Genomic DNA, 20,590 nt, shown 5'->3' on the forward strand with positions numbered 1-20,590 from the left:
CAGCACAACCCGTACCCCCAGGGTGCATACGGTGTGCCGGCGCAGGCCTACTACGGGCCTCCGCCGGTGCCCATGGCGCCGACCGGTCAGCCGCTCGCCGGATTCGGCGCTCGGCTCGGCGCATACATCATCGACGCGATCGTCTTCAGCTTCCTGTCGATGATCGTGATGATCCCGGCGATCATCGGGATCGTCGCCTGGGCCGAGTCGCAGGCGTCGCAGATCGAGACCGACCCCGTCACCGGCCAGATCACCAACTCCCCCGACCCCGGGACGTTCATCGGGCCGATCATCCTGATGTACGTCGGCCTCTTCGTCGGGCTGTTCGCCCTCAGCTACGTGTACTACGTCGAGCTGTTCCCGTCCCGGCGCGGTGTCACACTGGGGAAGCGGGCGCTCGGTCTGACGCTCATCCGGCTCGACAACCCGTCGGCGCCGATCACCCGCGGCGTTGCCGCCAAGCGCTGGCTGATGCAGTACGTGGTGGCGATCTTCGTTCCGTTCTTCTCCTGGGTCGACGGCCTCTGGCAGCTGTGGGACAAGCCATACCAGCAGTGCCTGCACGACAAGGTCGCGACGACGGTTGTGGTAAAGGTCAACAGGTGACAGCTCCAGGTTGGTATAAGGACCCCGTCGACTCGGCCGTCCAGCGGTACTGGGACGGTGAAGGCTGGATCGGCGACGCCATCCCGGCCGACGCGGTCGCGCCGGCGGGGCCGCCAGCCGTCGCTCCACCGCCCGTCGAACCGCCACCGCAGCCCATCCCGCAGATGGGCGCGGTCATCCTGCCGCCCGGCACGCCCGTGCCACCCGGCGGCTTCCCACCCGGCCAGCTGCCGCCCGGCGCCATCGTGCTGCCGCCGGGTGCGCCGCTGCCACCCGGCGCCCAGCCGCAGGGCACCCTCCCGCCCGGTGGGTACCCGACCGGCGCCGTCCAGGTGCTGCTCCCGCCGCAGGCCTTCGCCGGCCTCAACCCGGCGGCGGCCATGCCGCACGGCCGCCAGGTCGCCGGCCTCGGCGCGCGGCTGCTCGCCCGGCTCGTCGACATCGCCGCGCTGCTGCTGATCAACGCCGTGGTCACCGGCTGGTTCGTCTACCAGTACCTGCGCGAGATGTGGCCGGTGTTCCAGGAGTCGTACGACCGCTACCTGGCCAACGAGTCGCCCAGCGACGTCGTGCCGCCGGACCGCGCCAACTCGCTGCAGGTGGTGATCCTCATCCTCATCGCGGCCCTCTGGTTCGCCTACGAGGTGCCCGCGATCGCCAACAACGGCCAGACCCTGGGCAAGCGCCTGCTGAAGATCAAGGTCATGCGGCTGGAGAGCGAGGAGCGCATCGGCTACGGCCGCGCCATCCGCCGGTGGAACCCGCTGGGCCTGTCGGTGCTGCTGTGGACCTGCGGCGTCGGGTTCGTGCTGCAGTTCCTCGACAGCCTCTCGCCGGTGATCGACTGGCCGCTGCACCGGGCCTTCCACGACCGTTCGGCCGGCACCGTCGTGGTGCGGGACGTTCCGCAGCAGCCTTCTGAACCTAGTGGAGATCCTTCATGACCCGCCTCACGCGACCCGACCTCGACGCCCTGCCCGCCTACGTCGCCGGCCGCACCGTGCCCGGCGCGATCAAGCTGGCGAGCAACGAGGTCCCGTACGGCCCGCTGCCCGGCGTCGTCGACGCGGTCACGGCGGCGATCAGCGGCGCCCACCGGTACCCGGACCCGGGCGCCACCGCGCTGCGCTCCACGCTCAGCGACCGGCTGGGCGTGGACCCGGACCGCATCGCCACCGGCTGCGGCTCCGTCGCCCTCTTCGAGCACCTCTTCCGCGCGACCTGCCTCCCGGGCGACCAGGCCGTCTACGCCTGGCGCTCGTTCGAGGCGTACCCGATCATCGCCGCCGCCTCCGCCGCGACCAGCGTCCGCGTGCCCAACACCGCCTCGCACGAGCACGACCTGCCGGCGATGGCCGCCGCGATCACCGACAGGACCCGCCTGGTCATCGTCTGCAACCCGAACAACCCGACCGGGACCGCCGCCGGCAAGGCCGCTCTCGACGCGTTTCTGGATGCTGTACCGCCGACGGTGCTGGTCGCCCTGGACGAGGCGTACCGCGAGTTCGTCACCGACCCCGACGTGCCCGACGGCCTGGTGGAGTACGGCGACCGCCCCAACGTCGTCGTCCTGCGCACTCTCTCGAAGGCGTGGGGCCTGGCCGGCCTGCGCGTCGGCTACCTGATCGGCTCCCCCGAGGTCGCCGCGACCGTGCGCAAGGTCATCACGCCGTTCTCGACCTCGGCGACGGCGCAGGCCGCGGCCCTGGCCGCCCTGCAGTCCGCCGACGAGATGCAGCGCCGGGTCGACCTGATCACCGCCGAGCGCGAGCGGGTCGTCACCGCCGTCCGCAAGGTGTACCCGGATGTCCCCGACACCCAGGCGAACTTCTTCTGGCTGCCGCTGGGCGACGCCGCCCTGGACTTCGCCGCCAAGTGCGAGGAGTCCGGCGTGATCGTCCGCGCCTTCGCCGGCGACGGCGTCCGCGTCACGATCAGCTCCCCCGGCGAGAACGACGCCTTCCTCGACTGCCTCTGACCGCTGCGCTCATGATCCGGAAGACCTCGCCCAGCCCGAGGCCTTCCGGATCCCTGCCCGGCAAGCGCCCCTGACGGGCTACGGGAGCTTGTCGAGGAGGGTCTTCATCTCGGTGAGCTCGGCGGTCTGGGTTGTCGCGATCTCGGCTGCGAGGTGTTTGACCGCTGAGCCCTGCTCCTGGGCGGTCTTCGCGGTCTCGATGGCGCCCTCGTGGTGTTTGATCATGAGGGTCAGGAACTTGGTGTCGAAGGCGGGGCCGTTGGCGGCCGCGAGCTGGCGGAGCTCGGTGTCGGTGAGCATGCCGGGCATGCCGCCCATGTCGCCCGCTTCGTGATGCATGGGGCCCGGCACCGGCTCGCCCCATGAGCGGAGCCAGGCGGACATGGTGCCGATCTCGGGATCCTGGGCCTTGTGGATCTTCGCGGCGAGGGCCTTCACGTCGGGGTTCGAGGCGTGGGTGGCGGCCAGGTCAGCCATGTCCACGGCCTGCTGGTGGTGGGGGATCATGTCGGTCGCGAACTGCACGTCGGTCGCGTTGAAGGCAACGGAGACCGTCGGCGACGCGCCGGCCGATGCCGTCACCCTCGGCGTGGCATCGTGACCATGGGAACTGGAGCCAGAGCCAGAGCCGGAAGAGCAGGCGGCCAGCAGCGCCGCGGTCAGCGTGACGGCCGCGGCAAGGCCACCGCCGCGAACCCGACCGCCACGAACAGGGGCGCCGGCAAGGGCGGGAGGCATCAGCCGATGCCGACCAGGACGACGGTGTTCATGCTGAAGTAGTACCTGTCGTCGATCTCCGACGCGTTGGTGGTGTGCAGGCGCTCCACGCTGAGGTAGCCGCCGTGCAGGTACAGCTCGCTGAACACGAACCTGTCCTCCGGCCGGATCCGCAGCTCGGTGCTCGACGTGACGGCGCCGGTGACGAGGTTCAGGACCAGGAGCTGGTAGTCGCGGTTGATCAGGTAGACGTTGCGCTGGTCGGCGCCGATCAGCGTGCCCGAGACCTCCGACATCCACAGGCGCTGGCCGGACGTGCGGGAGAAGGCCCAGATGTAGCCGCCCACGACCTGCTCGGCCAGGACGTCGCCGACCACGACGACCTTGTCCTTGTCGGGCACGAGCTCCGGCTTGACGATGTGGTCGGCGCCGAGGGACCAGTACGTGGGGGTGATGCTGCCGATGCCTGAGGCGGCGTCGGCGAAGGAGACCACGTCGCCGGTCGGGGCGGCCTTGAACAGGGCGCAGCCCGAGCGGCCGAGCTGGCAGGAGGTCGGCTCCAGGTACCAGTTGGTGATGTTGTCGGGGCCGATCGACGCGCCCGGCGGGCGCCACGTGGTGAGGAGGGCGCCGGTGCCGGCGTCGTACACCTCGAGGGTCGCCGGCTTGGCGCAGGTGTCCTTCACGAAGTAGGCGTCGAGGCTGGTCCAGTCGACGGCGTGGCAGCCGGGGGTGGCGGCGAAGGAGTGGGTCCAGCGGATCTTGCCGTCGACCGGGTCGATGGCCTGCACGACGTCCTTGCCGGTGGCGATGACGACCTGCTGGTGGTCCAGCGCCGAGGTGGTGACGAAGAGGTCCTCCGGGCTGTACAGCGTCTTCGCGCCGGTGCGGCGGCCCTTGAACGTCTCGCCGTCGGCGGGGTCAATGCGCACCTGCCAGACGATGTCGCCCTTCTCGGCGTCCAGGGCGACGATCTCGCCGTCGGACCACTTGGTGACGACCACGGACATGCCGACGCCGCTGGCGGGCTTCTCGACGGCGACGACCGAGACGACCTCCGCGGGCCAGCGCCGGTACGCCCAGTGCGGCGTCATCAGCCGCTGCGCGGTCACGGGCGTGTCGGCGAACACCCGGCGCTGCTCGGTGTAGACGCGCAGGCGGCCCTCGACGATCAGCGGGGCGGAGGGCAGCTCGGCGTACTGGATGGACTTGACCGGCTCGGGCGACGGCACCGGCTTCTTGGCGCTGCTGACCGTCTCGGCGGGCTTGAGGGTCCGGTACGCGGTGACGCCCATCGCCGCGATGACCACGAGCGCGAGGAGCGCGGTGAGCACCCGGCGCAACGACCGGGGCCAAGTCCGCGGGCGCACCGAAAGACGCCCAGCACCACCGGTCCCCATAACCACCTCCGCCGGGCACCATACCCGGCGATCGTCGCATTCTGCTCACGGTGACCGTCGATCGCCGGGCTTCTCACACCTGCGTCACCACCGTGCCGGTCACTTCACCAAAGCCAACCACGGCCCCACCCGTACACCACCCGGTGGCGGAAATCGTGACCGTGTCGCCATCGAGCAGAAAGCTACGGGTCATGCCGTCGTCGAGCCGGACCGGCTGTGCGCCGTTCCACGTACGTTCGATGAACGAACCGGTCTGCTCGGGCGTGTCGCCGGAGATGGTGCCGGACGCGTACAGGTCGCCGGTGCGCGCCCAGGCGCCGTTGGCGGTGAGGTGGGCGAGCTGCTGCGCGGGCGTCCAGTAGATGCCGGCATACGGCGGCCGCGACACGAGCGTCCCGTTCCACCGGATCTCGCAGCGGATGTCGTACGAGTAGCGCTCCGACTCCGCGAGGTAGGGCAGGACGGGCGGGTCCTGGACCACGGCGGCCACCTTCGCGGGCTCCAGCGCGTCCAGCGGCACGACCCACGGCGACACCGACGTGGCGAAGGACTTGCCCAGGAAGGGGCCGAGCGGCTGGTACTCCCACGCCTGGATGTCGCGGGCGGACCAGTCGTTGACCAGTACGGCGCCGAACACGTGCTCGCGGAAGTCGTCGACGGCGATCGCCCCCTTGGAGGGCACGGACGGCGCGCCGACGACGAACCCGAGCTCGGCCTCGACGTCCAGCCGCCGGGACGGGCCGTAGCTGGGGCGCTCCTCGTCCGGCGCCTTGCGCTGCCCGTGGGGGCGCGGGATGTCGGTGCCGGAGACGACGACGGTGCCGGCGCGGCCGTGGTACCCGATGGGCAGCGACTTCCAGTTGGGCAGCAGCGACGGCGCGTCGGGGCGGAAGATCGCGCTGAGATTGTTGGCGTGCTGCTCGGAGGAGTAGAAGTCGACGTAGTCCGCGACCTCGAACGGCAGCGCGAGCGCGACGCCGTCCACCGGGTGCAGGTGCTGCTCGACGGTCCCGGTCACGCCGCCGGTGAAGAGGTCGGTGAGCTGGGCGCGGACCCGGGTCCAGGTGGGGCGGCCGGCAGCGAGGAAGCGGTTCAGGTTCGGCGCGCCGGTGAACGCGCCGCCGGCGTCGACCAGGCCGGCCTCCTCGGCGGCGGCGAGGTTCAGGACGAGGTCGCCGGCGCGGACGCCGACCCACCCGTCACGGGTGGCGCACAGGGGCAGGTTGTGCAGGCCGAAGGGGTCGTCGGCGGCGGGCTGGATCCACGGGGTCACGCATGCACCTCTCGGGGTAGGAGGCCCAGGTTGGTCAGGTCGGTGACGGGCTCGTCGACGCTGCAGCTGCCGAAGCCGACCCACAGCGGGCGCGGCCGGTCCAGCGCGCCGCGGACGGCCGTCGCGAGCGGGAGCCCGTCGGTGGCGGCGAGGATGCCGGCCAGGTCGGCGGGCTCGGCGCCGTCTTCGGCGGCCAGGCACGCGGCGAGCACGTTGAGGAAGCCGTGGTGGACCAGGCCCGTGTCGGGGTCGGTGTGCCGCACGGCGTGGTGCAGGCCCGCGGTCAGCTTGAACGGCAGCCCCCGGTCCCGGCACGCGCAGATCACGGCGGCGAGCTCGACGGGCGTCGGGAACAGCTCGGCGGCGAGCCCCCCGGTGCGGAACTTCGCGGCGACCGGCAGCCCGTCGGCCCGCAGCCTCGCCAGGTGATCGAGGGCCTGCATCAGGCCCCAGGCGAGCGGCACCTCGAAGTACCAGGACCACGGCTTGTCGCTGTGCTTCTGGGCCAGGGCGGCGAGCCGGTCGATGCCGGGTGCGGGGTCCTCGCCGCGCTTGGCGACGGGCGACTCGACCTGCCGGACGGTGAGGTTGCCGGGGATCGCGGCGAGGGCCTGGTCCACGGCGGCCGGCTCGCCGACGACGCCGATGTCGACGGTCGCGGCGATCTCGGGCAGGTCTGCGGCGGGGACCAGCAGCGGCCCGATCATCGGCGCCCACCGGCCGGCGCGGTGGCGGAGGTGGGCCGGGACGGCGTCGGGCAGCGACATGCTCCCCGGTGGGAAGACGGCGGCGTCGTCGACCAGGGCGGCCAGCAGAGGCGGTACTGCGTTTGACACGGCTTCCGAATCTAATGGACGCTATACAGGGCGGACAACTTCGTCCGCTATCCGGACGGTTTCCATTCTTCCGGGAGGCAGCGATGCCCTACTACCGTCGCGTGGGCGACGTTCCACCGAAGCGACACACCCAGTTTCGCCAGCCGGACGGCTCACTGTTCGCGGAAGAGCTGATGGGGCAGGAGGGTTTTTCGAGCGACTCGTCCCTGCTGTACCACACGCATCGACCGACGGCTATTCTATCGGCCACCGTGGTGACGCCGTTCGCCACGACCCGCGCGCCCAACCTGCCGCTCAAGCCGCGCCATCTCCAGACGCACAAGCTCGGCGGCGGGCCCTCCGACGCGGTCCTGGGCCGGCAGCACCTGCTGGCCAACGACGACGTGCGGCTGTCCTACGCGGTCGCGACGGCGCCGTCCCCGCTGTACCGCAACGCGATCGGCGACGAGTGCCTGTACGTCGAGTCCGGCTCGATGCTGGTCGAGTCGGTGTTCGGCGCGCTGCCGCTGAACGAGGGTGACTACGCGATCATCCCGACGTCGGTGATCCACCGGCTCGTGCCGGTCTCCGGCGAGGTCCGGCTGCTGGTGATCGAGGCGTCCGGGCACATCGGGCCGCCCAAGCGGTACCTGTCCAGGCGCGGCCAGTTCCTGGAGCATTCGCCGTACTGCGAGCGCGACCTCCGCGCACCCTCGTCACCCCTGCTGGTGGAGGGCACCGAGGTGCCGGTCCTCGTGCAGCACCGGCGCGGGTGGACCGAGCACGTGTACGCGCAGCACCCGTTCGACGTCGCCGGCTGGGACGGCTGCCTCTACCCGTGGGCGTTCTCGATCCACGACTTCGAGCCGATCACCGGCCGGCTGCACCAGCCACCGCCGGTACACCAGACCTTCGAAGGCCCGAACTTCGTCATCTGCTCGTTCGTGCCGCGCAAGGTCGACTACCACCCGCTGTCCATCCCCGTGCCGTACAACCACCACAACGTCGACTCCGACGAGGTGCTCTTCTACACCGGCGGCAACTACGAGGCGCGCCGCGGGTCGGGCATCGTCCAGGGCTCGATCTCGCTGCACCCCAGCGGCTTCACCCACGGCCCGCAGCCGGGCGCGGTCGAGCGGTCGCTCGGCGTGGAGGCGTTCGACGAGCTGGCGGTCATGGTCGACACGTTCCGCCCGCTCGACCTGTGCGAGCCCGGCCTGTCCGTCGAGGACACCGGCTACGCCTGGACCTGGGCCCGCACCGTCTAGCCACAGTCCCAGCGCACAGGGCTGTTGTCCGGGAGCGACCAGCCGAACAGCTGCCGGCCGTCGTCCCGGACCGCCTCGGGCCGCGCTGTCCGGCCCTCGAACTGGTCGGGCACCGGCTGGAGGGTGCCGTTGACCCACACCGCCTGCCGGTGCTCGGGCGTGTCCGTTTCGCCGTAGACCCGCCCGTACATGTCGACGACAGCCCACCGGCGGCTCAGGCCGTTGATCGCGTCGGCGTGGCGGGTGCGGATGTTCCACCGCACCCCGGACCCGACCGCCCAATCACCAGTCAGGCCGGTGACCTCGACCTTCCCGCCGACCTCCGGCGGCACCGGCAACGGCTCGCCGGTGCCGTCGGGGTGCCACAGATACGGTGTGACGACATCACCCCTGACCAGCTCGCCGACGATCAGGCCGTCCCAGGCGATCCCGGTCGCCCGCGCGACATGACCGGCGGGAGCCTTGAGCATCCGGGGGCGGTCCGGCCGGCCGCCCGGCCACACCACCGCCTCATAACCCATGGGGTTTCCCAGGTCCACCGCGCCGAGGAGATCACCGGCCTCGTTGATGTCGGTCAGCGCGAGGTGCGTCGCGCCCTTGGGGAGCGTGAGGGCCCTGAACCGGCCGTCGCGGTACACCCAGCCGCGCTCGACCTTCCCGTTGACCCCGGCGAAGTCACCCGCGCGGTTCACGTTCGTCAGCTGGAACCTGCTCGGCACGTCCGGGATCCGCTCGACGGCACCGTCCACGTACCGCACCGCCTCGACCGGTCCCGTGCCCCGCGCCTCGAGGTGCACGACCACCCGCCAGGTGTCGTCCAGCACGAACCATGGATGCCACTTCGCCCACGGCGCGGTGTCCTTGCTGATCGTGCACTCGCCGAGCGGCGGAGCGATCGTCGACGTCGGCAGCGGCAGCGGCGTCCGATCCGCCGGCATCGCCTGGGGGCGGCTCCGCACGGCGCCGATCGCGACGGTCACCGCCAGCACGGCGGCGGCGGCGACCGCGGCGTTCCGGATCCTGCGCCGGCGCCGGCCGGTCCGGATCGCCCGGTGCAGGTCGACCCTCGGCGGCCGCACGTCGGGGTCGCGCAGCGGGGCCAGCAGATCCTCGGTCATCGTGCACCTCCGGCCGGCGCGAGCACGCCCAGCTGCTTCCTGAGCTTCGCCAGCCCGTCCGACGTCTGGCTCTTCACGGTCCCTGCGGAGCAGCCGACCAGCTCCGCGACCTGCTCCACCGGCAGGTCGCACAGGAACCGCAGCACCAGCACCGCCTGCTGCTTCGGCGGCAGCGTCCGCAGCGCCGCCCGGACCACCAGCCGTTCGTCGGCCGGCTGCCCCGTGACAGCCGGCCGGTCGGGCGGCGTCTCGGTCAGCACGACCCGGGACCAGAGGCGGCGGCGCTCGCTCAGGAACGCGTTGACCACGCTCCGCCGCACGTACGCGTCGAGGTTGCCGACCTGCCGCACCTGCCGCCACCGCGCGTACAGCGTCGTGACCGCCGCCTGCACGATGTCGTCGGCGCGGTCGGCGTCGCCGCAGAGCATCACCGCCAGCCGGTGCAGCTGCGGCAGCCGCGGCTGGAAGTACTCCACGTACTCCCGCTCCAGTTCGTCGCGCACATCGCCTCCCACCGCATTGACGCGCGGCGGGTCGGCGGCGGTTGGGTGCGTTTTTTCCGCTAGTGCTCGACGACCTTGGTGGCGGTCACCCGGCAGACCACCCTCGTCACGCCCGGGACCTTCTCGATCCAGGGTTTGCCGTCGTACGAGCGGCTCAGCTCGTCGATCAGCTCCGGGCCGCCCTCCTCCGTGATGGCGACGGTGCCGCGGAGCTCGACGTGGCGGTACGGGTTGGCGGGGTCGTACACACAGATCGACACCCGGGGGTCGCGCTCCATGTTGCGGGTCTTGCGGCGGCCGCGGATCGTCGAGAAGACGACATCGCCCCCGTCGTGCTTGGCCCAGATCACGCTCGACTGCGGGGCGCCGTCCGGGTTGATCGTGCTGAGCACCAGGAACGCCCGGCGGTCGAGCAGCTCGCGCAGCATCTCGTTCACGTGTGTCTCTACTCCTTCGGTACGGGATAGATCAGCGCCACGGCGGTGGCGGCGAGACCCTCACCGCGGCCCGTGAAGCCGAGCCCGTCGGTGGTCGTGCCCGACAACCGGACGATCGCGCCGATGGCGGCCTTCAGCGTGTCCTCCGCCTCGGCGCGGCGCTTGCCGACCTTCGGCGCGACGCCGATGACCTGCACGGACACGTTGCCGATCTCATAGCCCGCCGCCCGGACCAGCCGCGCGGCCTCGGCGAGCAGCGTCACGCCCTTCGCGCCGGACCACTCCGGGCGGCCCGTGCCGAAGATCGCCCCGACGTCACCCAGGCCCGCCGCGGACAGCAGCGCGTCGCAGATCGCGTGGGCGGCGACGTCGCCGTCGGAGTGCCCGGCGAGGCCGTCGACCCCGTCCCACTTGAGCCCCGCGACCCAGCACTCGCGGCCCTTCTCGAACGCGTGCACATCCGTCCCGTTGCCGATCAACATCATTTCCGGATCACTTTGGGAGGGTACGACGACCGGTGCACAATCGTGAACTTCCGGTTGCCGGCTCGTCATCAGGCTCGGCATCGTGGCGTTCCGGGCCTAGGCTAGGTCGGGTGCGCAGCGACCAGACGACCCCGAAAGCCCCACAGCAGTGGTGGCGCACCGGAGCCGCCTTGCGCTTCGGGCTGCTCGCCCTGCTGGTCGCGACGTTGTCCGTGGTGATGCTGATCATCCACCCAGACAAATCGTCGCTGACCCATGCCGTGGGCCCTGACCACCCGTTCGCCCCGGCGATCGCCGTCTTCGGCACCGCCCTGCTGACCACCGCCCTGGTCCCCCGGACCCTCCTCGCCGGCGTCGGCGGCGTCCTGTTCGGCTTCGCCGGCGGCGTCCTGTACATCCTGGCGGGGGTGACCCTCGGCGCGCTGATCGCCCACACGATCGGCCGTTTCCTGGGCCGCGAGTTCATGACCCGCCACCTGAGCGGCCGCTTCCTCGCCGTCGAGCAGGCCGTCGCCAACCGCGGCATCGTCGCCGTGATCATCTCCCGCATGATCCCGTTCGTGCCGTTCTGCGTGGCCAACTACGTCTTCGGCACCACCCGCGTCCGCCGGTCCGCGTTCATCACCGGCACCACCCTCGGCGCCCTGCCCGCCACCATCGCCTACGCCGCCCTCGGCTCAGCCACCGCCCGCGGCGACCACCTGGGCATGTCCATCGCCGGCGTGGCGATCGCGACCCTGGGCATCGGCGGCTCGATCGCCTCCTACCTGGTCTGGCGCCGCCGCCCCCGCAAACAGGTCACCCCTGCCTTGGCCGCCCCTGTCTCGGCCGCCCCGGTCTCCCCTGCCGCCGCCTGACCACTCGTTCCCGTCTCTCACCGGCCCCGCGGCGCTCATCGCCCGGGGCCGGTTTCGTTCGTGTACGCCTTTCGCTCGTGCACGCCGCGCCCACCCGCCGACCTCCAGACGCACGCCTCCCTGCACCGGTCTCCAGCCACTGATCTGTGAGACGCGGATCTCCGCGGACACCGGCCCCAGACACGCGCCTCCACAGCACGGGTCTCCAGCCGGCCTCACCAGGGAACTCGCCGACACCGTCGCGTCTGTGCACGGCCGCCGACCTCGAGACGCAGATCTCCGGACACCGGGCCCAGACGCGTGCCTCTCCAGCACCGGTCTCCAGACGCCGACCTGTGAGACGCGGATCTCCAGGCGCGGATCTCCGGACGCAGGTCTCTGGACAACAGCCTCAGACGCCGACCTTCAAACGCGGGCATTTCAGACGTCGGCACCGGACGCGGGTCTCCAGACGCCCGCCTCCGGACGTCAACCCCAGCTGGGGCCTACAGAGGCGCGCCTCCTGGCTTCGGCCGCCGCCGGGCTCAGTCTCCAGACGCCAACCTCCTCACGCGGGTGGACGGGATGGGGGCGGCGAGCCGACGAGGGGACGAGGGGACGAGGGGGCCAACCTCCTCACGCAGGTGGACGGACCCTGGCTCCGGAGGCCGCCCCTCAGACGGGCATCGGCGGCGAGCCTCCAAGCGCCGACGTCCAAGCGGCCCCTCCAAGCGCCGACCACCGCCGAGCGGAGGGTCGGCCGCGATCACCTCCAGGCACCGGTCTCCAGGCGCGGACATTCGCGCAAAGATTCGGGCACTGGTGTCCGAATCGGCGGATTCCGTCAAACTCGGCCGGGCGCCGCACCCATCTCGAGCGCGGATTTCGAACGCCAGACGCCGGCATGACCCACGAGCAGACCGGCGAGTCCGACCGCGACCGGAGCGTGGGTCTCCTCCCGAGTCGACCCGGGTCCGCCTTCCGATCGCGCGTGCCGACCCCAGGCGCGTGCCGACCCCAGGCGCGTGCCGACCCCAAGGCACGTGCCTCAGGTCACGTCAGACCTGGGCCGCTCCAGATGCCCGACGACCTGCGCCCGGTCGCCTCGGAGGTAACCGCCGCGTGGCTGGATGATCGATCCCCGTCATGCCATCGACACTATCGCCCGGGTATGACAAAAAAGCGGGGCGGCGGGCGAAGGTCTCGATCGCGGTCAGGTCGCTGGGGCGCAGGCCGCGGCGGGGGTGTGGGCGGATCAGCAGGGCGCGGCCGCCGGCGGTCAAGGTAGTCGCCGGGACGGCGGTGTCGTCGGTCCACACCAGGCGGCGGCCGGCGGCGAGGACGCGACGGGCGGCGGCGAACTTCAGGGCGTCGGTCGACAAAGACTCGGCCAGCTCGGCACGGGTCAGCGCCCGGCCGAGCGCCGGCAGCCCGAAGAGCCGCTCCAGCTCGGCGGCGTCCGGGCACCAGGTGGAGCACCAGCGCAGCTCGACCAGGCCGGCGTCGTACAGGCGGCGCATCCGGGTGATGAGCGCGGGCGCCCACCGGATCGGCCAGTCGACGCCATCGGCGCGGGCGACGCCGCGGCGCAGGTCGGGGCCCCAGAGCGGGCGACGGGTGTTGATGACGCCGTCGACGTCCACGAGCCAGACCGGCGGGCGGTGCACGGTGTCAGAACAGCAGCTCGGCGATGGCCAGGTCGAACGGCCGGGTGATCTTCATGGCCGCCTCGGAGCCCGGGACCGTGTGGACGGGCACGCCGATCTTCTCCGCCATGCCGGCGTCGTCGGTGTGTTCGTCGACGGCTGCGGCATGGGCGCTGGTCAGCACGTCGCGGCGGAAACCCTGCGGGGTCTGCACGGCGCGGAGGACCGAGCGGTCGACGGTACCGACGACAATGCCGGAATTGTCGACCTCTTTGATGGTGTCGACCACAGGAAGAACGGGTATGACGGCGCCGTGCCCCCCTCGCACCGCGTCCGCGACCGTCTCCACCAGCTCCGGTGGGGTCAGTGCGCGCGCCGCGTCGTGGACGAGCACGATGCCGAACTCCGCGGGGACCGCGGCCAGCGCGGCGGCGACCGACGTCTGCCGGCTCGCCCCACCCGCGACAACGAGCAACAGCGGCGACCCGGGCAGCAGCGGAGACTCACTGGAAGCTTCCAGCTTCGGCTCAGCCGCACCACAGGTCTCGCTGGCGACAATTGGCGCAGTGGTCACAGGACTGGCGACCAGTGGACCGAGCAGTGCGGTGACGTCGTCGACGGCGTCGGAAGGAGCGGCCACGACGATGCAGCCGACGCTCGGGGCAGCTGCCACCCGGCGAACGGCGTGCACAAGCAGCGGCTCCCCTCGCAGGAGCCGCAGTGCCTTCGGGGCGCCGGGGCCGAGTCGGACCCCCATGCCCGCAGCAGGCACGAGGACCGCGACGTCACCACGCACGCGTGGGTGCGCCGTCACGTCGCGGTCCTCGGTCTCAGTGATAGCCGGGCTGAGATGTCAGGCCTCGGTCAGCACCTTGTCCAGCAGCGTCTCGGCCTCATCCTTGGTGCTCTTCTCAGCGAGCGCCACCTCACCGACCAGGATGTCCCGCGCCTTGGCCAGCATGCGCTTCTCGCCGGCCGACAAACCACGCTCCCGGTCACGGCGCCACAGGTCACGAACGACCTCTGCGACCTTGAGCGGATTGCCGGAGGCCAACTTCTCCAGATTCGCCTTGTAACGCCGCGACCAGTTGGTCGGCTCCTCGGTGTGCGGAGCGCGGAGGACGTCGAAGACCTTGGTCAGGCCTTCCTCGCCAACCACCTCGCGCACGCCGACGATCTCGGCGTTTTCGGCGGGCACCCGCACCGTCAGGTCACCCTGAGCGACCCTGAGGACGAGATACTGCTTCTCCTCGCCCCTGACGACCCGAGTCTCGATTGCCTCGATGAGTGCGGCCCCGTGGTGGGGGTAGACAACGGTCTCGCCGACACTGAAAACCATAGGTTCGAAACCCCTTTCGCTGTGTCTAGGGTAACACGGTCACGCGCTGTCGTCCCACCCCAGAGAGCAGCATTCGCGCAGGTCAGAACACATGTGAGTCCCCTTTCTCCCGCTTGACATGAATCGTGGAACCTGCTGCGTAACGGATCAACAACCCTGGGCACACGCAAATGCGCAGCCTGTGGGACATTTCCGATTGATTGCCGCGAGTACGTACAGATGCGTCGGCGCACCGTTCCGACACCACTCTCCGTGACGCCACCAGCGGCGGAGCGTGGGAAACTCTTCATCCATCTCGATGGGTGGCTCCTCTGGCGCCGACGCGTCAGGTGAGGGAAAGTTGAGGCAGGTGCGAGGAGAACAGCGATGGGCACGCTGCGGGGCGACAACGGCGGTGGTGAGCGACCACAAGATGGTGGTGGCCTCCCCGACCTGCCCCCTGAGTGGGGCACGATCATCATTCCCGACGATGCGGGCGCACTCGACGATGAAGGATCATCGATCCGTCGACAATTCCGCCGTGCCGCAATCCGTCGCCGCTGGCGGCGCCGGCTGCATCTGAAGCCCGAGCCGGTCCAGCGAGCGGGAGACGATTCCCCGGGGCTCGCCGTGCCGCTGCTGATCATGTCGATCGCCGTCATCGCGACGTTGGTGAGTCTGTTCGCCGTCGCGTGGCCGCGGCGCAATCCCAACGGCACGCCGCAGGTGGCGCCGCCGTCGCCACCCGCCGCGGTGAAGCTGACCGGGCACAGCCTGTTCGACGCCGACGGCGCCGCGGTGCCGCTGCATGACCTCACCCCGGCCGTTGTACTGCTGGTCGAGGGCTGCACCTGCGCGGACCTCATCACGGGCACGGTCGACGCGGTCGCGGCGAGCAAGGCACCGTCGGCCACGGTCGTCGTCGTCGCGGCCCGGGTCCCGACGCTGCCGCCGGGCCTGAACGAGAAGGTGAAGGTCCGGGCGCTCGCCGACCCCAACAGCTCCGTGCGGGCCGCGGTGCCGTTCCTCGCCCCGAGCCGCACCACGGCCGCCCTGCTGGTGGCCGCCGACGGCACCGTGATCAGGGCGGTCAGCTCCGTGACGGCGGCGTCGGCCTTCGACTCGGAGCTGGGCAACCTGGCGACCGCGGTCCCGGCCCCGACCGCCTGATCAAAAAAGGCCTGATCAAAGCCTGATCAAGTCAGAGGCCGCGCAGGAGCGTCCCGTACAGCGTCAGCCCCGGGCCGAACGCGAGCGCGACGGTGTTCCTCGGCGGGCCGGAGGGGCGGCGGCGCAGGGCGTCGATGATGAGCAGGACCGTCGGGGACGAGCAGTTGCCGTGCTCGGCAAGGGTGTCGCGGGACTCGGCCAGCGCGGACTCCGGCAGCGCGAGCTGGTCGCGCACCACGTCCAGGATGCGCGGGCCGCCCGGGTGCACCGCCCAGCCGTCCACGTCGGCGAGGGTCAGGCCGTGCCGGGCGAGGAGGTCACCGACCAGGTCGGCGACGTAGATGGCCAGGACGTCGGGCACCTTCGGCGACAGCCCCATCCGGAAGCCGAGGTCGGTGACGTCCCAGGTCATGTGGTCCGCCGTGGCCGTGTCGGTCACGGCGGCGATCTCGGCGACCTCCTGTCCGGCCCGCGGCACCAGTACCACCGCCGCCGCCGCATCCGAGAAGAGGGCGTGCGCCACGATCTGCTGGGGATCCTCGCTGGGCGGCTGGACGTGCAGGCTGGTCAGCTCGAGGCAGAGCAGCACGGCCGGACGGCCGCGGGCGGACACGAAGTCGGTCGCGGCGCCGAGCCCGGGCAGCGCGGCGTAGCAGCCCATGTGCCCGATGAAGAGGCGCTGGGTCGTCGGCGCCATGCCGAGGTCGCGGGCGAGGAGGATGTCGAGGCCGGGGGTGGCGTACCCGGTGCAGGAGCACACCACGAACAGCCCGATCTCGTCTGGTCGCAGCCCGGCGGCGTCGAGCGCGCTCGTGACCGCGTCCTTGCCCAGCGGCAGCGCCTCGGTCAGGTAGCGGCCCATGCGTTTGGCGGTCGACCAGCTCGACGCGTCCTCGATCAGCGGGTTGACCGCGCCGTGCCGGCTGACCACGCCGGAGTTGGTGAAGATCCGCTTCGCCAACCCCTTGCGGGGGCCGCTGTAGTGCCGCTCGAAGAAGCCCGTCCACACCTCGTCCTGGCGCATCGGGCCGGGGAATGTCACACCCATGCCTGCGATCGCGGCACCTGTCACTGGGTCCCCTTTCTGCCGCGCCCCTGATAGAGGATCGCGGTGGTGAACGTCGGCACGATCGGCACAGCGTTGCGGCGGGTGACGAGCCACCGGGTGAGCGCGGGCAGCGTCGGCCGGACGCCCCGCACCGCGAGCGGCACGCCGTGGCGCGCGCACTCGATTCGCAGCTTCCTCGGGGAGACGAACAGGGCCGGGTCGTGGATGCCCCGCACCGCCGGAATGATCGCCTCGGCCATCCGCACCGCGACCAGCCGCGACACGGCGGTGTCGGCGAGCGTGTCGAGCACCAGCCAGCCCCCGGGCCGCAGCACGCGGCACGCCTCGGCGACCACCGCCGGCCAGTCCGGGACATGCTCCAGCAGTTCACCCGCGCTCACCACGTCGGCGGTGCCGTCGGGGAAGGGCAGCCGCCGCGCGTCCGCCAGCACGGGCAGGACGCCGTGGGCCGCGGCCTGCTCCAGCCCGGACACGACCAGGTCGACGCCGACGTGCTGGTAACCCTTGCCGGCGATGTGCGGGGCGAGCAGCCCACCACCGCACCCGAGGTCGATGAGCACGGCGCCGTCGCGCTCCGCCGGCGGGATGAGCCGGGCGCGGGCGCGGGCCAGCCAGTACAGCATCGACAGCGGCGACCCAGGACGCCACCACTCGCCGGCCAGGTCGTCATACTGACCAGGGTCGTTACGCGCCCGGCGCGTCGATCGCATGGATCGAGACTGACACGGAACCCCTCCGACAGCCACACTTGCCGAGTGTCGGTTGCTCGCGCGATTCTGCGCTCAAGCCACCCGGAGCCGGCGGTGGCGGTCACGGCCGTCGCCGCGCTGCTGTCGTTCGGACTCGGAAGACCCTGGCCGGGTGTGATTGCGGCGGCTGCTGCGGTGCTGGCGAGCCAGCTCTCCATCGGGTGGGTCAACGACGCCCTGGACGCCCCGCGGGACGCCGCGGTGGGCCGCACGGACAAGCCGGTCGCCGCCGGGGTGGTGTCCCGCCGGTCGATCCTCTCGCTCGGCGTCGTGGCGGGCCTGCTCGTGCTGCCGCTGGGCCTCCTGTCCGGCGTCACCCCCGGACTCGTCGCCCTGGTCGCGCTGGTCTCCGCGCTGCTCTACGACTGGCCGTTGAAGGCGACGCCGGTGTCGGTGCTGCCGTACGCGGTGTCGTTCGGCTGCCTGCCGGCGTTCGTCGTGCTGGGTGCGGGGCTGCACCCGCCGGCGTGGCTGCTGCTCGCCGGCGCCCTGCTCGGGGCCGGCGCGCACTTCGTCAACACGCTGCCCGACCTGGACGACGACATCCGCACCGGCGTCCGGGGCCTGCCGCACCTGCTCGGCCGGCGCGGCTCGCTCGCCGCCGCGGCCGTGCTGCTGCTGCTCGCCACCGGGGCCCTGGCGTTCGGGCCGCCGGGGCCGCCTCCGCCGCTGTTCTGGCCGACCCTCGGGGTCGCTCTGACCGCGCTGTCTTTCGGCGTGTACGCCATGCGCCGCGACCCCACCTCCCGCGTCCCCTTCCTGTCGGTCATCGCCGTGGCGTTGATCGATGTGGTATTCCTGCTGGTCAGCGGCTTGAACCTGGAATGACCGGTGCAGTGTCAGGGTGCGCGTAATCGGCCGATCAACGGCATCTAGGCTGTAGTCGGCCGCCCGATCCAGATGGAGGACCCAAGGTGACGCGTACGATTCCGGCTGCCCGCCGCCGCACGGTACTGGGCGCCGCGCTGCTGGCTTCCGCCGCGCTCGGCGTCGGTCTGCTCTCGGGCTGCAGCGCCGGTCAGATCACGCAGACCGACACCCAGGTCGCCGCGGTGCCCGGCGTCAGCGCCAACAGCACCGACGGCCTGATCGCGCTGCGCGACGGCGCTGTGGCCTACTCGAACGAGTACAAGCCCGGCAGCGTCGTGCCGATCGAGGTGCGGCTGTTCAACAACGCGAAGCAGTCCGTGAAGCTGACCGGCGTGACCTCCGCCGCGGGCACCGTGGTCCTGGTCGGCGGGGCCATGCCTGCCGCTGCCGCGCCCGCGCCCACTTCTGCCGCGCCTTCGCCTTCTTCGGCCTCGCCGTCCGCGCCGCGTTCCGGGTCCGGGTCGCCGTCTGCGCCTGCGTCTGCGACGAAGTCGCCCTCCGTGGTCGCCGCGCCCGCCCCGGTCGGCACGGCGAAGATGGCCGTCGAGATCCCGGTCGGCGGGTTCGTCGCGCTGAGCCAGAGCACCAAGACCTACCTCGCGGTCGAGAAGCTCTCCGGCGACGTGCTGATGGCCGGAGGCGCGCTGGCGGACGTCAAGTTCACCTTCACGTATGCCGACGGCACCACCACCGAGCTCACCCTCGGCGAGCTGCCGATGACGGTGCCGCTGAGCCCGCTGCCGAAGCCGTCCTCGGTCGTGGGGCACGAGGGCGAATAGTTTTTCTGTCGTACCCCTCGGCTAGTTTTCGGATGTGACGAAGACGAGGGGCGCTGCCTACCAGTGCGACGTGTGCGGCCACCGGCCGGCCAAGTGGATGGGGCGGTGCCCCGAGTGCGGTGAGTGGGGCTCGATCATCGAGTCCTCACCGCTGGCCGCGCTCGGCCCCACCGCCCTGCGCTCCGTCCAGAGCCGCGCCCCGCTGGAGCCGGCCCGGCCCATCGCCGAGATCAGCGCCAAGCCGGCCCAGGCCCGCCCGACCGGCGTGGCCGAGTTCGACCGGGTGCTCGGCGGCGGCATCGTCCCCGGCGCCGTCGTCCTGCTCGCCGGCGAGCCCGGGGTCGGCAAGTCCACCCTCCTGCTCGACGTCGCCCAGCAGTGGGCCAAGCACAGCGACACCCCGTCCCTCGTCGTCAGCGGCGAGGAGTCGGTGAGCCAGGTCCGTCTGCGCGCCGAGCGCATCGGCGCCCTCCACGAGCGGCTCTACCTGGCCGCCGAGAGCGACCTGGGCGCCGTCTTCGGCCACCTCGACGCCGTCAAGCCCGGGCTGCTCATCCTCGACTCGGTGCAGACCATCTCCGCCCCCGGCACCGACGGCGTCGCGGGCGGCGTCACCCAGGTCCGCGCCGTCACCGCCGCCCTCGTCGCCATCGCCAAGGAGCGCGGCCTCGCCACCGTCCTCGTCGGCCACGTCACCAAGGACGGCAATGTCGCCGGCCCCCGCGTCCTGGAGCACCTCGTCGACGTCGTGCTCAACTTCGAGGGCGACAAGCACTCCTCGCTGCGCATGGTCCGCGGCCTGAAGAACCGCTTCGGCGCCGCCGACGAGGTCGGCTGCTTCGAGATGCACGAGGGCGGCATCACCAGCCTGCCCGACCCGAGCGGCCTGTTCCTCACCCGCTATGCCGACGCCGTCTCCGGCACCTGCGTCTCCGTCGCCATGGAGGGCCGCCGCGCCCTCGTCACCGAGGTGCAGACCCTGATCGGCGCCCAGACCCCAGGCTCCCCCCGCCGCACGGTCAGCGGCCTCGACTCCGCCCGCCTAGCCATGATCATCGCCGTCCTCCAGCAGCGCGCCAAGATCCAGCTCCACGACCGCGAGGTCTATGCCGCCACGGTCGGCGGCCTCCGCGTCACCGAGCCCGCCGTCGACCTGGCCCTGGCCCTCGCCGCCGCCTCCGCCGCCCACGACCTCCCCATGCCCCCCGACCTGGTCGTCATCGGCGAGGTGGGCCTGACCGGCGAGGTCCGCCGCATCGGCGCCGTCCCCCGCCGCCTCGCCGAGGCCGCCCGCCTGGGCTTCCGTTTCGCCCTCGTCCCACCCGGCTGCGGCCCCGCCGCCACCGGCGTCACCCCACCCGGCATGCGGGTCCTGGAGGTCGCCGACGTGCGCACCGCCCTGCACTACGCCGTAAAGGCCTCCAGCGAAGCCGACCCCCGCTGACCCACCCCACCAACCCCATCCCGGCCCGACCCGCGCCCACGCAACCGCCCCCTCGACCTCCACCGCAGCCACTCACTCAGCCAGCCCCCGCCCAGCACCCACAGCCCCC

The 20,590-nt window shown here is 71.7% G+C and carries 22 protein-coding genes; 9 read left to right on the top strand and 13 right to left on the bottom strand.

The features are described from left to right. The first annotated feature begins 33 nt into the window (after nt 1-33). From ACQEVZ_RS25015 to hisC, 3 genes are read left to right on the top strand one after another with little or no spacing between them, the layout of a single operon-like run. Nucleotides 34-606 carry an RDD family protein gene (locus ACQEVZ_RS25015; RefSeq protein ID WP_344509174.1) on the top strand — a complete coding sequence of 191 codons (573 nt, stop codon included), beginning with the start codon at nt 34-36 and terminating at the stop codon, nt 604-606. Continuing rightward, nucleotides 603-1,550 carry an RDD family protein gene (locus ACQEVZ_RS25020; RefSeq protein WP_433370641.1) on the top strand — a complete coding sequence of 316 codons (948 nt, stop codon included), beginning with the start codon at nt 603-605 and terminating at the stop codon, nt 1,548-1,550. The genes ACQEVZ_RS25015 and ACQEVZ_RS25020 overlap by 4 nt, the downstream gene beginning before the upstream one ends. Further along, nucleotides 1,547-2,584 carry a histidinol-phosphate transaminase gene (gene hisC, locus ACQEVZ_RS25025; RefSeq protein WP_433370644.1) on the top strand — a complete coding sequence of 346 codons (1,038 nt, stop codon included), beginning with the start codon at nt 1,547-1,549 and terminating at the stop codon, nt 2,582-2,584. The genes ACQEVZ_RS25020 and hisC overlap by 4 nt, the downstream gene beginning before the upstream one ends. A 78-nt stretch (nt 2,585-2,662) precedes the next feature. Here hisC and ACQEVZ_RS25030 read toward each other — a convergent pair whose 3' ends face one another. The 4 genes from ACQEVZ_RS25030 to ACQEVZ_RS25045 form a co-directional block, all read right to left on the bottom strand. Next, nucleotides 2,663-3,166 carry a DUF305 domain-containing protein gene (locus ACQEVZ_RS25030; protein ID WP_433370647.1) on the bottom strand — a complete coding sequence of 168 codons (504 nt, stop codon included), beginning with the start codon at nt 3,164-3,166 and terminating at the stop codon, nt 2,663-2,665. A gap of 155 nt (nt 3,167-3,321) precedes the next feature. Then, nucleotides 3,322-4,635, bottom strand: a complete 1,314-nt coding sequence (locus ACQEVZ_RS25035; RefSeq protein WP_433370650.1) for a PQQ-binding-like beta-propeller repeat protein — start codon at nt 4,633-4,635, stop codon at nt 3,322-3,324. Between the two features lie 139 nt (nt 4,636-4,774). After that, on the bottom strand, nt 4,775-5,974 hold the full coding sequence (gene fahA, locus ACQEVZ_RS25040; RefSeq protein ID WP_433370653.1) for a fumarylacetoacetase: 1,200 nt from the start codon (nt 5,972-5,974) through the stop codon (nt 4,775-4,777). Further along, complete coding sequence (locus tag ACQEVZ_RS25045; RefSeq protein ID WP_433370656.1) at nt 5,971-6,810, bottom strand: hypothetical protein; 840 nt, start codon at nt 6,808-6,810, stop codon at nt 5,971-5,973. The genes fahA and ACQEVZ_RS25045 overlap by 4 nt, the downstream gene beginning before the upstream one ends. Nucleotides 6,811-6,893: 83 nt before the next feature. Between ACQEVZ_RS25045 and ACQEVZ_RS25050 the strand changes: the two genes are divergently transcribed. After that, a complete protein-coding gene (locus tag ACQEVZ_RS25050) occupies nt 6,894-8,057 on the top strand; it encodes a homogentisate 1,2-dioxygenase (RefSeq protein ID WP_344509160.1) in 1,164 nt (387 codons plus the stop codon). Here ACQEVZ_RS25050 and ACQEVZ_RS25055 read toward each other — a convergent pair. The 4 genes from ACQEVZ_RS25055 to ispF are packed head-to-tail and all read right to left on the bottom strand — an operon-like array spanning nt 8,054 to nt 10,600. Continuing rightward, a complete protein-coding gene (locus ACQEVZ_RS25055) occupies nt 8,054-9,175 on the bottom strand; it encodes a hypothetical protein (RefSeq protein WP_433370659.1) in 1,122 nt (373 codons plus the stop codon). The genes ACQEVZ_RS25050 and ACQEVZ_RS25055 overlap by 4 nt on opposite strands. Next, nucleotides 9,172-9,678 (bottom strand): SigE family RNA polymerase sigma factor, encoded by a 507-nt coding sequence (locus tag ACQEVZ_RS25060; RefSeq protein WP_344509156.1) that lies wholly within the window; start codon nt 9,676-9,678, stop codon nt 9,172-9,174. Before ACQEVZ_RS25060 ends, ACQEVZ_RS25055 begins: the two co-directional genes overlap by 4 nt. 59 nt (nt 9,679-9,737) lie before the next feature. Beyond that, on the bottom strand, nt 9,738-10,106 hold the full coding sequence (locus ACQEVZ_RS25065) for a PPOX class F420-dependent oxidoreductase (protein ID WP_354889701.1): 369 nt from the start codon (nt 10,104-10,106) through the stop codon (nt 9,738-9,740). Nucleotides 10,107-10,123: 17 nt separating this feature from the next. Then, the gene (ispF, locus tag ACQEVZ_RS25070) at nt 10,124-10,600 is read right to left on the bottom strand and encodes a 2-C-methyl-D-erythritol 2,4-cyclodiphosphate synthase (RefSeq protein ID WP_344509154.1); all 477 of its coding nucleotides are present in this window, start codon (nt 10,598-10,600) and stop codon (nt 10,124-10,126) included. Nucleotides 10,601-10,710: 110 nt separating this feature from the next. On the opposite strand from ispF, the gene ACQEVZ_RS25075 reads away from it, so the two are divergent. After that, nucleotides 10,711-11,457 carry a TVP38/TMEM64 family protein gene (locus tag ACQEVZ_RS25075; RefSeq protein WP_433370664.1) on the top strand — a complete coding sequence of 249 codons (747 nt, stop codon included), beginning with the start codon at nt 10,711-10,713 and terminating at the stop codon, nt 11,455-11,457. Nucleotides 11,458-12,494: 1,037 nt separating this feature from the next. Here ACQEVZ_RS25075 and ACQEVZ_RS25080 read toward each other — a convergent pair. Genes ACQEVZ_RS25080 through ACQEVZ_RS25090 form a run of 3 tightly spaced genes read right to left on the bottom strand, consistent with a single transcriptional unit; the run spans nt 12,495 to nt 14,421 of the window. Then, on the bottom strand, nt 12,495-13,103 hold the full coding sequence (locus ACQEVZ_RS25080; RefSeq protein WP_433370667.1) for a hypothetical protein: 609 nt from the start codon (nt 13,101-13,103) through the stop codon (nt 12,495-12,497). A gap of 4 nt (nt 13,104-13,107) precedes the next feature. Next, nucleotides 13,108-13,896, bottom strand: coding sequence for a 2-C-methyl-D-erythritol 4-phosphate cytidylyltransferase (gene ispD, locus ACQEVZ_RS25085; protein WP_433370670.1), 789 nt, complete (start codon nt 13,894-13,896; stop codon nt 13,108-13,110). Nucleotides 13,897-13,935: 39 nt separating this feature from the next. Further along, nucleotides 13,936-14,421 carry a CarD family transcriptional regulator gene (locus tag ACQEVZ_RS25090; protein WP_033363204.1) on the bottom strand — a complete coding sequence of 162 codons (486 nt, stop codon included), beginning with the start codon at nt 14,419-14,421 and terminating at the stop codon, nt 13,936-13,938. Between the two features lie 366 nt (nt 14,422-14,787). Here ACQEVZ_RS25090 and ACQEVZ_RS25095 point away from each other — a divergent pair, with 366 nt between their 5' ends. Beyond that, a complete protein-coding gene (locus ACQEVZ_RS25095) occupies nt 14,788-15,570 on the top strand; it encodes a hypothetical protein (RefSeq protein WP_344509145.1) in 783 nt (260 codons plus the stop codon). Between the two features lie 31 nt (nt 15,571-15,601). Here ACQEVZ_RS25095 and ACQEVZ_RS25100 read toward each other — a convergent pair whose 3' ends face one another. After that, entirely contained in the window at nt 15,602-16,618 is a 1,017-nt protein-coding gene (locus tag ACQEVZ_RS25100) for a type III polyketide synthase (RefSeq protein ID WP_344509143.1), read from the bottom strand. Nucleotides 16,619-16,638: 20 nt separating this feature from the next. Beyond that, on the bottom strand, nt 16,639-17,349 hold the full coding sequence (locus tag ACQEVZ_RS25105) for a methyltransferase domain-containing protein (RefSeq protein ID WP_354889395.1): 711 nt from the start codon (nt 17,347-17,349) through the stop codon (nt 16,639-16,641). 9 nt (nt 17,350-17,358) lie between these two features. On the opposite strand from ACQEVZ_RS25105, the gene ACQEVZ_RS25110 reads away from it, so the two are divergent. The 3 genes from ACQEVZ_RS25110 (at nt 17,359) to radA (ending at nt 20,481) form a co-directional block, all read left to right on the top strand. After that, nucleotides 17,359-18,216 carry a UbiA family prenyltransferase gene (locus tag ACQEVZ_RS25110; protein ID WP_433376963.1) on the top strand — a complete coding sequence of 286 codons (858 nt, stop codon included), beginning with the start codon at nt 17,359-17,361 and terminating at the stop codon, nt 18,214-18,216. Nucleotides 18,217-18,302: 86 nt separating this feature from the next. Beyond that, nucleotides 18,303-19,037: a hypothetical protein gene (locus tag ACQEVZ_RS25115; protein WP_433370676.1), complete on the top strand. Its 735-nt coding sequence runs from the start codon at nt 18,303-18,305 to the stop codon at nt 19,035-19,037. 34 nt (nt 19,038-19,071) lie between these two features. Then, nucleotides 19,072-20,481: a DNA repair protein RadA gene (radA, locus tag ACQEVZ_RS25120; protein ID WP_344509137.1), complete on the top strand. Its 1,410-nt coding sequence runs from the start codon at nt 19,072-19,074 to the stop codon at nt 20,479-20,481. The last annotated feature ends 109 nt before the right edge of the window (nt 20,482-20,590 follow it).

The organism is Dactylosporangium sp. CA-152071, assembly GCF_050936335.1.
Taxonomy (GTDB): Bacteria; Actinomycetota; Actinomycetes; order Mycobacteriales; family Micromonosporaceae; genus Dactylosporangium; species Dactylosporangium maewongense.